At 69.4% G+C, this 13,402-nt stretch carries 13 protein-coding genes; 1 reads left to right on the top strand and 12 read right to left on the bottom strand.

From position 1 onward, the window contains the following. The 10 genes from rpsC to fusA all read right to left on the bottom strand — a co-directional run. The coding region (gene rpsC, locus OM076_RS40925) for a 30S ribosomal protein S3 (RefSeq protein ID WP_270045977.1) at nt 1-846 on the bottom strand (846 nt) is incomplete at its 3' end. 6 nt (nt 847-852) lie between these two features. Continuing rightward, a complete protein-coding gene (gene rplV, locus OM076_RS40920; protein WP_270045978.1) occupies nt 853-1,191 on the bottom strand; it encodes a 50S ribosomal protein L22 in 339 nt (112 codons plus the stop codon). 386 nt (nt 1,192-1,577) lie between these two features. Continuing rightward, complete coding sequence (rpsS, locus tag OM076_RS40915; RefSeq protein ID WP_270045976.1) at nt 1,578-1,850, bottom strand: 30S ribosomal protein S19; 273 nt, start codon at nt 1,848-1,850, stop codon at nt 1,578-1,580. Continuing rightward, complete coding sequence (gene rplB / locus OM076_RS40910; protein ID WP_270045975.1) at nt 1,850-2,695, bottom strand: 50S ribosomal protein L2; 846 nt, start codon at nt 2,693-2,695, stop codon at nt 1,850-1,852. Before rplB ends, rpsS begins: the two co-directional genes overlap by 1 nt. A gap of 3 nt (nt 2,696-2,698) precedes the next feature. Further along, a complete protein-coding gene (rplW, locus tag OM076_RS40905) occupies nt 2,699-2,995 on the bottom strand; it encodes a 50S ribosomal protein L23 (RefSeq protein ID WP_028061956.1) in 297 nt (98 codons plus the stop codon). Then, nucleotides 2,995-3,621, bottom strand: a complete 627-nt coding sequence (rplD, locus tag OM076_RS40900) for a 50S ribosomal protein L4 (RefSeq protein ID WP_270045974.1) — start codon at nt 3,619-3,621, stop codon at nt 2,995-2,997. Before rplD ends, rplW begins: the two co-directional genes overlap by 1 nt. Continuing rightward, a complete protein-coding gene (rplC, locus tag OM076_RS40895) occupies nt 3,614-4,231 on the bottom strand; it encodes a 50S ribosomal protein L3 (protein WP_270045973.1) in 618 nt (205 codons plus the stop codon). The genes rplD and rplC overlap by 8 nt, the downstream gene beginning before the upstream one ends. Then, nucleotides 4,231-4,551, bottom strand: a complete 321-nt coding sequence (rpsJ, locus tag OM076_RS40890; RefSeq protein WP_037494334.1) for a 30S ribosomal protein S10 — start codon at nt 4,549-4,551, stop codon at nt 4,231-4,233. The genes rplC and rpsJ overlap by 1 nt, the downstream gene beginning before the upstream one ends. Nucleotides 4,552-4,711: 160 nt before the next feature. Continuing rightward, a complete protein-coding gene (gene tuf, locus OM076_RS40885; protein ID WP_270045972.1) occupies nt 4,712-5,899 on the bottom strand; it encodes an elongation factor Tu in 1,188 nt (395 codons plus the stop codon). A 60-nt stretch (nt 5,900-5,959) separates the two neighbouring features. Beyond that, a complete protein-coding gene (gene fusA / locus OM076_RS40880) occupies nt 5,960-8,059 on the bottom strand; it encodes an elongation factor G (RefSeq protein WP_270045971.1) in 2,100 nt (699 codons plus the stop codon). A 254-nt stretch (nt 8,060-8,313) separates the two neighbouring features. Here fusA and OM076_RS40875 point away from each other — a divergent pair, with 254 nt between their 5' ends. Continuing rightward, nucleotides 8,314-9,537 (top strand): YncE family protein, encoded by a 1,224-nt coding sequence (locus OM076_RS40875; protein ID WP_270045970.1) that lies wholly within the window; start codon nt 8,314-8,316, stop codon nt 9,535-9,537. A 47-nt stretch (nt 9,538-9,584) separates the two neighbouring features. On the opposite strand, the gene OM076_RS40870 is transcribed toward OM076_RS40875, so the two are convergent. Beyond that, nucleotides 9,585-12,617, bottom strand: coding sequence for a 3-keto-alpha-glucoside-1,2-lyase-like domain-containing protein (locus OM076_RS40870; protein ID WP_270045969.1), 3,033 nt, complete (start codon nt 12,615-12,617; stop codon nt 9,585-9,587). 82 nt (nt 12,618-12,699) lie between these two features. After that, on the bottom strand, nt 12,700-13,374 hold the full coding sequence (locus tag OM076_RS40865) for an ArsR/SmtB family transcription factor (RefSeq protein ID WP_270045968.1): 675 nt from the start codon (nt 13,372-13,374) through the stop codon (nt 12,700-12,702). Nucleotides 13,375-13,402: the final 28 nt, after the last annotated feature.

Below are 13,402 nucleotides of genomic sequence, written 5' to 3'. Positions count from 1 at the left end.
CTGGCCGCCACGGCCACCGGGACCGCCGCCCTGGCCGCCGCGACCACCGCCACCGCCGCCGCCCTGACCACCGCGGCCACGGCCACCGCCGCCTCCGCCGCCACGGCCGTCGCCGCGTCCGCGGCCGTCACGGCCACGGCCGCCACGGCGGTCGTCGTCACCCTGCTGCGGGCCACCGGCGGGCTCGTCCAGCGAGGTGAGGTCCTGACCGGCGTAGCCGGCGGGCATGATCTCGCCCTTGTTGATCCAGCACTTGACGCCGATGCGACCGAACGTCGTCCGGGCCTCGTAGAAGCCGTAGTCGATGTCGGCGCGCAGCGTGTGCAGGGGCACGCGACCGTCGGAGTAGGACTCCGAGCGGGCCATTTCAGCGCCGCCGAGGCGGCCGCCGACCTGGATCTTGCAGCCCTTGGCGCCCGAGCGCATGGCGCTCGTCAGGGCGCGCTTCATCGCGCGCCGGAAGGCGACGCGGTTCTGCAGCTGCTCGGCGATCGACTGCGCGACGAGCTTGGCGTCGAGCTCCGGGCGCTTGATCTCCAGGATGTTGACTTTGATGGCCTTGCCGGTCATCCGGTGCAGATCGCGCCGCAGCGCGTCCACCTCGGAGCCCGACTTGCCGATCACGATGCCCGGGCGCGCCGTGTGGATGTTGACCTCCACCTCGGCCGCGTCCTTGCGGATCGTGATGTCTGAGAGGCCTGCGTGCGCGAGCTTGTTCGTGATGTGATCGCGAATCCGGACGTCCTCGATCAGGAAGTCCGAGAAATTGCGCTCAGAGAACCAGTTCGACTTCCAATCGTGGATGTAGCCCACGCGCATCGCCTCGGGATGAACCTTCTGACCCATAGCGGGTTAGAGCTCCTTCGGGGTGAGCGTGATGGAAAGGTGCGAGGTGCGCTTGCGAATCCGCGTGGCGCGCCCCATGGCGCGGGGCCGGTAGCGCTTGAGCGTCGGCCCCTCGTCCGCGTGGACGCTGAGGATCCGGAGATCCTCGCCCACGAGTTCGTGATTGTGCTCGGCGTTGGCGACCGCCGACTCGAGCAGCTTCGTCCACGCCTCGGCGGCGCCACGGGTGGTGAACGCGAGGATCGCGCGCGCCTCGGTGACGTCCTTGCCGCGGATGTGGTCGCACACGAGCCGCGCCTTGCGGGCGGACGTGCGCACGTACTTGGCCTGCGCGGAGACCTTCAGCCCGACCGGCACGGCCTTGGGCTCCTCGGCCTTGCGACCGCGGCGGGCGCGCGAACGCCGCGCCGAGTCCTTGGCCTCGTCGGCGGCCTCTTCAGCCTGATCGGCAGCCTTCTCAGCCTCGCGAGCCTTGCGGGCGCGCTTGGGCTTGGGCGCCTCAGCGACGGCCTCGGCAGCCTCTTCGGCTTCCTCGGCAAGCTCCTCGGCCTCGGCGGCAGCCGCCTCGGCGACCGGAGTCGGAGCCTCGTCGGCCGCCTCAGCAGCCTCCTCGGCCGCGGCAGCGGCGCGAGCGGCTTCCTCGTCGGCGCGCTCCTGCTGGTCGACGGGCTCCGAGGGAGTCTCCTCCACCGGGGTCTCCTCGACGTCGTCGCGCTTGTCTTCGGACTCGGTCATCGCACCTTGCCCTTCGAGTCATGGCCGCGGTAGGTACGCGTCGGCGCGAACTCGCCGAGCTTGTGACCCACCATCGACTCCGAGACGAAGACCGGGACGTGCTTGCGCCCGTCGTGCACGGCGATCGTGTGACCCACGAACTCCGGGAAGATCGTCGACGCGCGCGACCACGTACGGACCATGGTGCGCTGGTTCGCGTCGTTCATCTTCTCGATGCGCTCGAAGAGCCGATCCTCGACCCAGGGCCCCTTCTTTGAGGAACGGCTCATCAGCGGCCACCCTTCTTGCCACGGCGACGGCCGCGGACGATGTAACGGTCGGACTGCTTGCCCTTCTTGCGGGTGCGGTAGCCGATCGTCGGCACACCCCAGGGCGTCTGCGGATGGTTGCCCAGCGAGCCACCGCCCTCGCCACCACCGTGCGGGTGGTCGACGGGGTTCATGGCCTTGCCGCGCGTCTGCGGGCGCACGCCGAGGTGGCGCTTGCGCCCGGCCTTGCCGATGGTGACGTTCTGGTGGTCGGAGTTGCCGACCACGCCGACGGTCGCCCGGCAGTCGATCCGGACCTGGCGCATCTCGCCCGAGGGCAGGCGCAGGGTCGCGTAATCGCCTTCCTTGGCCATCAGCTGCACGCCGACACCCGCGGAGCGGGCCATCTGCGCGCCACGCCCCGGCTGGAGCTCGACGTTGTGGACGAGCGTGCCGACCGGCATCGACGCGAGCGGCATCGCGTTGCCGACCTGGATGTCGGCGCCGGCGCCCGAGATCACCGTCATGCCGACCCGCAGGCGGTTCGGGGCGATGATGTAGGACTTCGTGCCGTCCACGTAGTGCAGCAGCGCGATGTACGCGGTGCGGTTCGGGTCGTACTCGATCGCGGCGACCTTCGCGGGCACCGCGTCCTTCGTGCGCTTGAAGTCGATCTTGCGGTACAGGCGCTTGGCGCCGCCGCCGCGATGCCGTGCCGTCTTGCGGCCGAGCGCGTTGCGTCCACCGGACTTCTTGAGACCCTCGACAAGGCTCTTCTCGGGCTCGGTCTTCGTGATCTCCGCGAAGTCCGCGAAGGTGATGAAGCGCCGTCCGGCGGATGTGGGCTTTGGCTTACGAATCGGCATGGCTTAGAGGTCTGCTTCCAGGCCTTGGAAGATCGGGATGGTCTCGCCGGGGCGCACCTGGACCACGGCCTTCTTCCATGCCCGGGTGCGGCCGGCGGTGACGCCGCGGCGCTTGGGCTTGGAGGGGACCTTGGAAGTGCGGACCTCGACGACGTGCACGTCGAACAGCGCCTCGACGGCCTGCTTGATCTGCGTCTTGTGCGCCTTGTCGTGCACGCGGAACGTGTACTTGTCGGCGGTCGCCAGGACGTAGCTCTTCTCGGAGACGACCGGGCGGATGATCACCTGTGAGTGGTCCATCAGGCCTTGGCCTCCTTGCGGGCCCGCGCCGTGAGGTTGTCCAGCGCGCTCTGCGAGATGACGAGCGTCGCCGCGCGCACGAGATCGGCCACGCCGATGTCGTCGACGTGCAGGACGATCACACGCGCGAGGTTGCGGAAGGACTTGGCCGCGGTCAGCTCGTCGTCACCCAGCGCGACCAGCACCGAACCGCCGCGATGGGCGTTCAGCAGCTCGGCCGCCTTGGACGTGCTCGGCGTATCGCCGAAGCCGGGCGCGTCGACCACGTGGATCGTCGCGCGCTCGGCGTGCACCGACAGCGCGGAGCGCAGCGCGGCACGACGGGCCTTGCGGTTGACCTTGAGGATGTAGTGACGCGGGCTCGGGCCGAAGACCGTGCCGCCGCCCGTCCAGATCGGCGAGCGGCTGGTGCCGGCGCGTGCGCGACCGGTGCCCTTCTGGCGCCACGGCTTGGCGCCGCCGCCCGAGACCATGCCGCGGGTCTTGGTGGAGTGCGTGCCCTGACGGCGAGCGGCCAACTCGGCCACGACGACCTCGTGCACGAGCGGGCCGTTGAACGGCTGCTCGAAGACGTCGGCGTCCAGATCGACGGCGCTGCCGCCACCCAGTGCGGGGGCCTTAGGCATCGGTACGCACCTCCACGGTGTCTCCCTTGGAACCGGGGACGGAGCCGCGGACCATCATCAGATTGCGGTCGGGCATCAGCTCGACGATCGTCAGGCCCTTCTGGGTGACGCGCTTGCCACCCATGCGGCCGGGGCCGCGGATGCCCTTGAACACGCGCGAGGGCGTGGCCGAGGCACCGATCGAGCCGGGGGCGCGCTTGTTGTGCGAGCCGTGCGACTTGGGGCCGGAAGCGTAGTTGTGACGCTTGATCGTTCCCTGGAAGCCCTTGCCCTTGCCGACGCCGGAGACCTTGACGGTCTGGCCGACCTCGAACGTCTCGACGGTGACGGTGTCACCGACGACGAGCTCACCGGCTTCGTCGCGGAACTCGACGAGCGTCTTCACCGGCGGCGCGTCCACCTTCTTGAGGTGGCCGAGCAGCGGCTTGTTCAGGGCTTTCTCGCGCACCGCGCCGAACCCGAGCTGAACAGCTTCATAGCCGTCGGCCTCGTGCGTGCGGATGGCCGTCACCGGGCAGGGCCCGGCCTCGAGCACCGTCACGCGCTCGACACGACCGTCGTCGAGGAAACGCTGGGTCATTCCCAGCTTCTTGGCGAGGATGGCGGGCATCAGTTGAAGGCGAGTCGGATCTCGATGTCCACACCGGCCGGCAGATGATCGAGCCGCTGAAGCGAGTCGACCGTCTTGGGGGTGGGCTGATGGATGTCGATCAGGCGCTTATGCGTCCGGATCTCGAAGTGCTCCTGGGAGTCCTTGTCCTTAAAGGGGGACTTCACCACGGCGTACACGTTCTTTTCCGTCGGCAGCGGCACCGGGCCGGAGACAGTGGCGCCAGTCCGCGTCGCGGTCTCGACGATCTCCTTGGCCGCGGTCTCGATGGCCGACGAGTCGTACGCCTTGAGACGAATGCGGATCTTGTTCTGGGCTATGGCCACGTTCTGTCCGGTACTTGGAGTGAAATCTGTGCTGGGTACTTGCGCGCAATGAGGGCGGCCCCCGGGCTCCGGGGCCCGCCCTCTAATAGTCGTATCTGCAGACCTCTTGCGCTCGCGGCGGGCGAATGGTCGCCCGCCGCGGGGAACTAGCTACTTACTCTTTGATCTCCGTAACGACGCCGGAGCCGACGGTGCGGCCACCCTCGCGGATGGCGAAACGCAGGCCCGGGTCCATGGCGATCGGCTGGATCAGCTCGACCTCCATCTGGATGTTGTCGCCCGGCATGACCATCTCCGTGCCCTCGGGCAGGTTGGCGACGCCGGTCACGTCCGTCGTGCGGAAGTAGAACTGCGGCCGGTACCCGTTGAAGAACGGAGTGTGGCGGCCACCCTCCTCCTTCTTGAGGACGTAGACCTCAGCCATGAACTTCGTATGCGGGGTGATCGAGTTCGGCTTGCAGAGAACCTGCCCGCGCTCGATCTCCTCACGCTTGATGCCGCGAAGCAGGCAGCCGACGTTGTCGCCGGCGCGACCCTCGTCGAGGATCTTGCGGAACATCTCGACGCCGGTGACGACCGTGGAGCCGACTTCCTTGTGGATGCCGACGATCTGCACGGTGTCGCCCGTGTTGACGATGCCCTGCTCGATGCGGCCCGTGGCCACCGTGCCGCGACCCGTGATCGAGAAAACGTCCTCGACCGGCATCAGGAACGGCTTGTCGAGCTCGCGAGTCGGCTCCGGGATGTACGTGTCCAGCTGCTCGGCGAGATCCAGGATCTTGTTGACGTACTCCTCGTCGCCGTCCAGCGCCTTCAGCGCCGAACCGATGACGAAGGGGATGTCGTCTCCCGGGAAGTCGTACTCGTTGAGCAGGTCGCGCACCTCGACTTCGACGAGCTCAAGGAGCTCATCGTCGTCGACCATGTCGGCCTTGTTGAGGAACACGACGATGTACGGCACGCCCACCTGACGGGCGAGCAGGATGTGCTCGCGCGTCTGCGGCATCGGGCCGTCCGCCGCCGAGACCACGAGAATCGCGCCGTCCATCTGGGCGGCACCCGTGATCATGTTCTTCACGTAGTCGGCGTGCCCCGGGCAATCCACGTGCGCGTAGTGACGGTTCTCCGTCTCGTACTCGACGTGGGACGTGGCGATGGTGATGCCGCGGGCCTTCTCCTCAGGAGCGTTATCGATCTCCTCGAAGGACCGGGCCTGCCCGCCGAACTTCTCGGAAAGGACCTTGGTGATGGCCGCCGTCAGCGTCGTCTTGCCATGGTCGATGTGACCAATGGTGCCGACATTGACGTGCGGCTTGTCCCGCGTGAACTTCTCCTTCGCCACTTTCTATTCGCTCCTATCTGGAAATCTTGTTCTGAGGCGAACCCGTGCAGACTACCGCGTCTACGCGGGAACCGGCACTCCGGTGCGGCCCTCGACCACCTTCTCGGCGATGTTGGGCGGCACCTCCTCGTACTTGTCGAATTGCATCGTGTACGTCGCGCGGCCCTGGGACATCGTCCGCACGTCGGTCGCGTAGCCGAACATCTCGCTCAGCGGGACGTGGGCGCTGATGACCTTCGCGTTGCCGCGCTCTTCCATGTTGTTCACACGGCCGCGGCGACGGTTGAGATCGCCGATGACGTCGCCCATGTACTCCTCGGGCGTGACGACCTCGACCGAGAACACCGGCTCCAGCAGGACCGGCTTGGCCCGCCGGGCGGCTTCCTTGAACGCCAGCGAGCCGGCGATCTTGAACGCGATCTCAGAAGAGTCCGTGTCGTGGAACTTGCCGTCCACGAGCGTGACACGCACGTCGACCACCGGGTAGCCGGCGCGGACGCCGGTACCGAGCGCCTCTTCGACGCCCTTCTCGACGGCCGGGATGAACTCGACCGGAATCGAGCCGCCCTTGATCTTGTTCACGAAGTCGAAGCCCTCGCCGGGAGCCGGCTCGAGGTCGATGTAGACGATGCCGTACTGGCCCGAGCCACCGGTCTGGCGCACGTGGCGACCCTCGACCTTGGTGGCGGTCCCGCGCACGGTCTCGCGGTAGGAGACCTGCGGGCGGCCGACGTTGGCGTCCACCTTGTACTCGCGCATCATGCGGTCGACCAGCACCTCGAGGTGCAGCTCGCCCATGCCCGAGATCTCGGTCTGGCCTGATTCCTCGTTCGTCCGGACCTGGAACGTCGGGTCCTCCTCGGCCAGGCGGCCGAGCGCGACCGACATCTTCTCCTGGTCGGACTTCGTCTTGGGCTCGATCGCCACGGAGATGACCGGGTCGTCGAACGTGATCGCTTCGAGCTTGATCGGCTTGTCCGGCGCCGCGAGCGTGTCGCCCGTGACGACCTGCTTGATGCCGACCGCCGCCGCGATGTCGCCCGAGTAGACCTCGGTGACGTCCTCGCGATCGTTGGCGTGCATCATCAGGATGCGGCCGATGCGCTCGGTGCGCCCGCTCGACACGTTGAGCACGCGCGAGCCCGCCTCGAGCTTGCCCGAGTAGACGCGGAAGTAGGTGAGCTTGCCGACGTATGGGTCGGCCATGATCTTGAACGCCAGCGCCGCGAACGGGGCGGAGTCGTCAGCCTGGCGCGTCGCCTCGCGGTCCTCGCCGCCGCGGACCGGCTCGAGCCCGACGACGGGCTTGACGTCCAGCGGGGAAGGCAGGTACGCGATGACGGCGTCCAGCAGCGGCTGCACACCCTTGTTCTTGAACGACGAGCCGCACAGCACCGGGGTGATCTGGCTCGAGAGCGTGGCCTTGCGGATGGCCGCGACCAGCAGCGGGGTCGGGACCTCCTGCTCTTCCAGGATCAGCTCCACGAGCTCGTCGTCGTAGTGCGAAACCTCTTCGAGCAGGTGCTCGCGCGCCTGTGCGGCTTCGTCGGCCAGCTCGCCCGGGATATCGGTCACCGAGACGTCCTTGCCGAGGTCGTCGTTGTAGACGACGGCCTTCATGGCAACGAGGTCGATGATGCCCTTGAAGTCACCCTCAGCGCCGATCGGCAGCTGGATCGGCACCGGATGGGCGCCGAGGCGGTCGATCATCGTCTGCACGCCGCGCTCGAAGTCCGCGCCGATCCGGTCCATCTTGTTGATGTACGCGATTCGGGGGACCGAGTACTTGTCGGCCTGCCGCCAGACGGTCTCGGACTGTGGCTCTACACCTGCAACAGAGTCGAACAGGGCGACTGCACCGTCGAGCACGCGCAGCGAGCGCTCCACTTCGACCGTGAAGTCGACGTGGCCGGGCGTGTCGATGATGTTGATGCGGTGGTCAGCCCACTCACACGTGGTCGCAGCCGACGTGATCGTGATTCCACGCTCCTGCTCCTGCTCCATCCAGTCCATGGTCGCGGCGCCTTCATGCACCTCGCCCATCTTGTGGGACCGGCCGGTGTAGTAGAGGATGCGCTCGGTCGTCGTCGTCTTACCCGCATCAATGTGGGCCATGATGCCGATGTTTCGGGTCTTTTCGAGCGTGAACTTGCGCGGCATGGAGATGTCTCTTCTCTGTGTGCGGTCTTCCTGCGTAGGGTGCCCTGACTGCGGGCAAAGAAACGGGCCCTTCCGGGCCCGAGTCGTTTCACATGCTACGAGGCCCTGTTCGCGGGGGGCTATGTCTCGCGTGACTCCATGTGAAGGACCGGGGTCGCAGCAGCGAGATTTCTCGCTCCGCAACGGCAAGCGAATATAGCAGGGGATAGACGCGGAGGGCGTCGCGTTCATCGCGTCCGCTACAACCGCACCAGATGTTTCGTCTCGGGTGCGTCGTCACGGCGCTGGTGTTCATGGTGGCGGCCCCCGCGAAGGCGCAGCTGCGCGCGGTCGCCGACGGCCCCACGCCGGTCCTGTTCGGGGATCGGGTGCTCTGGGGAACGCAGTCCGACGGGGTCATGCAGTTCGCCTCCGCGCCACTTTCGGGCGGGCCCGCCGTCCCCTTCGGCGACGTGCCGATCCGCAATCGCGACGCGCTGTGGCTGGCCGCCTCGCCGGCGCAGGTCGCAGTGCAACTGCGCAGCCTCGACTCCCCGAGCGCGCCCGGGCGCCTGTACGCCGCGGGTGCCGACGGCGTCTTCCGGGAGCTCGCCGGTGATGTGGGCGAGGAGCCGTTCGACCCGCTCTGGCCGCCGCTCTCGGTGACCACCGAGGGCGTGTTCACGCAGGAGGCGACGCCGACGCTGCGCTCGGTGGCGGGTGCGAAGACCGAGGTCGTGCTCCCGCCTGAGGGCGATCCGGGGTTCGTCGCGGCCGCGGGCGGCGTCGGCGTGGCGTCGACCGACGGGGTGCTGATCGTCTTCGACCTGCGCTCGGGCACCGAGCTGCACCAGATCTCGCTCGGCAGCTTCGACGCCCAGGTCACCAGCCTCGCGGTCTCCCCCGAGGGCGGCGTCGCCGCGACCACCGCCACCGGCGATGGCTCGGACGTCGTGCTGTGGGCGCCCGCGGGCGCGCGGCAGGTGCGCGTGCTCGCGACGCCGGCGCGTGCGGAGGAGGTCGCGACCGCGGGTGGGCGGGTGGCGTTCGTGGGTTCGAACCGCCTCGACGGTGGCGTGCGCGTCGCGGTCCTCGACGGCGCGACCGGGACGGGGCTCTTCCGCGGCCCGATCACGGCCGAGGCCGGCGGCCTCAGCTTCGACGGCGCCCACATCGCCTACCGGACGGAGGCGTGCACGCTGGTCTCGGACGTCACCGCTGCCTCGTCGACCTCCGTGGTGCCCGCGGGGGCGTGTGTGCGGACCGCGGCGACGGTCGCCTCGCTCGCCCGCGCGGGCGCCTACGCGCGCGTCGATGTCGCGTGTCTGAGCGCCCCCGGCGACACCTGCCGCGTCGCGACGCGCCTCGGGTCCGCGCGCGCGACAGCCCGGATCCCGGCGGGACGGACCCGGATCCTGCGGCTTCGCGGGCGCGGAGCGAAGATCAGCGTCCGCGTGACGGACCCCGATGGCCGCTCGCGGGCCGTCTCCGGCGACTGAGCGTCGAGTTTCTCGCGTACCACTCGAGAAACTCGACGCTCGCGCGATCACGGCGTGGTGGTGGACAGCGTGAACGTCAGCGTCTTGGCGTAGGCGCCCGTTCGCAGCGCCTCCGTCGCGCCGATCGCCTGGGAGAACGTGATCGGCAGCGCCTCGTTGGAGGTCGGGGCGCTCCAGCTCTTCGGCAGGCTCGAGGTGAGCGGCTGGGCGAGCGTGAACGCGCCGTTGACGAGCCGCATCGTGCCGGCCGGATCCGCGACCGTCAGCGTCGCGTCGCCGGCCGTCGACGTGATCGTGGCGGTGGTCTGGGCGGTGTAGGTCTTCGCGAGGCCCGGGGTGAACGCGCCGAAGGTCGCCGGGGCGCCAAGCGTCAGGGCGAGCGTGGCCGGTACCGCTCCGCCGACGGTGCCGCCGGCCGCCGCGACGACGTCGTACGGGATCGTGCGGGTGGTCGTGTGGCCCTCCGCATCGGTCGCGGTGACGATCAACGTGTGCGGGCCGGGGCTCGCGTTGAGCACCTCGCCGCCTGAGACCGGCTTGCCGTCGAGCGTCGCCACACAGGTGGCCAGCTCGGACTCGTCGGCGCAGCTGAAGCTCAGCCCGACCGCGGCGCCGAGCGAGAGGCGCGCGGGGACGTCGACCGTGACGGTCGGCGCAACCGTGTCCGGCGCGAGCTCCTTGATGCGGACGCTGCGGTACATCAGGTTGTTGCCCGCGTTCTCCAGGCCGATATAGCCGGCGCGGTGGTTGCGGGTGGCGCTGTCGTGGGTGCTCGCGAGCACGCCGTTGACGTATGTCTGGACGTGCGAGCGCACGGCCCTGATCGTGAGCGTGTTCCACTCGCGCGTGGGCTTGTAGGCCGTGGTCGCAAGGGCGGTGGGCGCGAAGGTCGTCGGCGTCACCCGCTCCTGGGTGAGCGCGCCGGTGCGCTGCGTGGCGGGCGCCGCGTTGGAGCCGTTGTCGAGGATCGCGACCTGGTAGCCGCCACGATCGATGTCGGCGACCGTGGCCGGCTGCGGGAACCGCAGGAAGACGCCGCCGTTGTTGCTGGTCGCGGCCGTGCGGTAGTCCACGGAGAGCTCGAAGTCCTTGAACTGGCGCGACGCGTAGTAGAGGGCGCCCGGGTTGGCGCTCGTCGCCCCGCCGGCGGTCGCCAGGCTCGTCAGGAAGTTCCGCGCGACCGTGCCGGTGCCGAGCGCGGTCCAGCCGGCGGGCGATTGGCCGTCCCAGAGCTCGGCGTAGCCGTCGGCGCCGGGCTTGAAGGCCCAGTCGATCGTCGTGGAGCCCGCGCCGGGGCGCAGGTTGGCCGGGTCGCCGCAGGTCTTCTCGGCGCACGCGACGACGACGTCGGACGCCGCGACCGGTGAGGAGTAGCTCAGGGTGCCGTCGGTCACCTGCTGCAGCACGCGGGTGTAGGTGCTCGCGCCACTGCGGCGATAGACCTCGAAGGTCAGGTCGCGGCTCTGCGCGGGGGTCAGCGCGGCGGTGACGGTGACGTTCTCGCCGGCGCCGGGCGTGGTCGCGGGGCCGGTGACGGTGACCGTGCCGCCGCTCGTGGAGACGTTCTGGGCTGCGGTGCCGAGGACGGTCGAGCCGTCCTTGACGGTCAGCGTGACCGGGTAGCGGCCCGGGGCGGCGTAGGCGTGCGTGGCCGTCGCGCCGGTCCCGGTCGCGCCGTCGCCGAAGGCCCACTCGTAGGTGGCGGTCGCGGGCGCGGCGAAGTGGGTGCCGGTGAGCGTCGCGCTGAGGCCGTCGGTGGTCGCGGCGATGCGGGTGATCGCGCGCGTGACCCTCAGGCGGGCGCTCTCGCCGTCCGTGATCGAGACGACGTCGAACTGCGTGCCGGAGGCCGGGTCCTCGTAGTGCGCCGGTCCGTCGCCCTGCCCCTTGCCGAGCGTGGCGATGTCGTTCTCGTCGCTGCAGCCCGCGGCGGTCGAGCCCGGCATCGCATCGAGCACCTTCACGGTGCCGTAGGAGTTCAGGATCGTGACGTCGATCTTGTACAGCAGGACGCCCCAGTCGCACATCCGGTGCGCGCCCGGCGAGACGGTCTCGGTCGCGTCGTTGCCGAGCGGCGCCCGCAGCTCCGCCACGACGGCGGACGTCGCACTGGTCCGGATCACCACCCCCTTCTTGGTGAGACCGCCGTCCGGTGGCGTCTCCACCGGGCTGAGCGTGTACTCGGCGCTGCCGTCGCTCGCGAGGCAGCCGAAGTCGGAGTCGTCGAGCCAGCCGAGCTTCCACTTGTTCCACGCCATGTACTCGGGCGAGGCGCCGGCGATGTTGCCCATCAGGTCCCAGCCGCCGACCCAGAGGTGGGTGGCACCGGTGCCGCTGCCGTTGTAGGACTCCGGCAGCGAGATCGCGTGGCCGGTCTCGTGGTTGATGATCTTCGGGCCCCAGCTGAACATGTCCTGGCCGAACGTGGCGCCGTTCTTGACGATGTGGTTGTCGACCTCGATCTTGTCCGTGTAGAGGTTCAGCTCCGGCGAGAACGCGATCTGGGTCGCGTTGCGCGGGGGCATGATGTAGACGAGCTGGTAGGGCGAGAAGTCGGTCTCCGGATCCGCGGTGAGGACGGCCTCGCGCGCGTACGCCTTCTGGTTGGCGATGCTGAACGTCGCGCGCGTCATGCCGTAGGCCGTGGTCGGCTTGGGCATGCGGAACCACTTGTCGGCCTTCAGCGTCACGTCGAGCTGGAAGCGCCCGTTGGAGCTCGCGTTGAAGAAGTCGACGGACTGCTTGAGGAACTCCCAGTAGGACTGCTGGTCACGCCAGTCGCGGCCGCCCTGGTTCGGGTTGGCGGCGGACGCGGGCGCGTCGGGGAAGTCGACGAAGATCATCAGCGCCTTCACGTGGCCGATCGGCTGCACCTGCTTGGTGAAGTCGCTGTTGAGGCCGGAATGGAGGTTCGTGTCCCACTCGCCGCTGCCGAGGTCGATGTAGTCGCCGGGCCACAGCCCCGGAGGCTGGTTCACGCGGCATTGCGCCGGTGCGTCGGGCGGAGCCGCCGTCGCGGCCGGGGCGGCGACCACCGCCGCCGCCACCGCGGCGATGAGCAACATGATCCAGCGGTGCATCCCGACCCCTCTCGTCGATCGCCCTCTCTGCGGCGAACGCTACGTATGGGCGGTTGATGAGACCTTCCGCAGATGGCGGGATCTACGCGGCTGCGCTGCGACGGTCGTCGGACAGGAAGTCGCGGGTGACGTTGAGCGCGCGGCCGTCGTTGCGGCGCTTGAGCGAGCCGTCGGCGAGCAGGGCGTCCAGCAGCGCCTTCCCGAGCGCGCCGGCGACGTGTGGACGGCGCTCGGTCCAGTCGGTGCAGGCGCGGACGAGCGGGCGGCGGGTGTGCAAGCGGGTGGGGTCGAAGTCGAAGCGCTCGCGGTAGTAGCGCGCGGCCTGCGGCGGGACGACGAACACGCCGTCACGCGACTCCAGCGCGCCGTGATCCTCCAGCTGGTCGGCGAGCGCGACCCCCGCGCGGCCCGCGAGGTGGTCATAACACGAGCGCGCCTCGCGCATCGCCTCACGCGCGTTGACCGCTTTGAGGCCGATCGGCCGCGCCGTGTCGCCGGCGATGTTCGCCAGCGCCTCGAGGGCTTCGGCGACATGCGGGCCGGCGAGCCGGGCTTCCCGCGTGCGGCCGACGCTCGCGATCGTGACGAGTCCGGCGGCTTCGAGCTTGCGCAGGTGGCCGGAGACCGTCGAAGGCGCCACGCCGACCCGCACCGCGAGCGCACCGGCCGACAGCGGCGGCCCGCCCAGCAGCTCCTCGAGCATCCGCGCGCGGGTCCGGTCGGCGAGCGCGGCGGCGACGTCGGCGAGGTCGGGCATGCGTCCCAGGCTACGCCCGCGACGTTTC

It is taken from the genome of Solirubrobacter ginsenosidimutans (assembly GCF_027587205.1).
Note: the sequence above shows the minus strand (reverse complement) of the source record. Positions and strands in the feature narration are given on the sequence as shown.

Coding starts and splice junctions, on each gene's coding strand:
- rpsS (WP_270045976.1), bottom strand. CDS start 1,850: ATGAGCCGTTCCTCAAAGAAGGGGCCCTGGGTCGAGGATCGGCTCTTC.
- rplB (WP_270045975.1), bottom strand. CDS start 2,695: ATGCCGATTCGTAAGCCAAAGCCCACATCCGCCGGACGGCGCTTCATC.
- rplW (WP_028061956.1), bottom strand. CDS start 2,995: ATGGACCACTCACAGGTGATCATCCGCCCGGTCGTCTCCGAGAAGAGC.
- rplD (WP_270045974.1), bottom strand. CDS start 3,621: ATGCCTAAGGCCCCCGCACTGGGTGGCGGCAGCGCCGTCGATCTGGAC.
- rplC (WP_270045973.1), bottom strand. CDS start 4,231: ATGCCCGCCATCCTCGCCAAGAAGCTGGGAATGACCCAGCGTTTCCTC.
- fusA (WP_270045971.1), bottom strand. CDS start 8,059: ATGCCGCGCAAGTTCACGCTCGAAAAGACCCGAAACATCGGCATCATG.
- OM076_RS40875 (WP_270045970.1), top strand. CDS start 8,314: ATGTTTCGTCTCGGGTGCGTCGTCACGGCGCTGGTGTTCATGGTGGCG.
- OM076_RS40870 (WP_270045969.1), bottom strand. CDS start 12,617: ATGCACCGCTGGATCATGTTGCTCATCGCCGCGGTGGCGGCGGCGGTG.
- OM076_RS40865 (WP_270045968.1), bottom strand. CDS start 13,374: ATGCCCGACCTCGCCGACGTCGCCGCCGCGCTCGCCGACCGGACCCGC.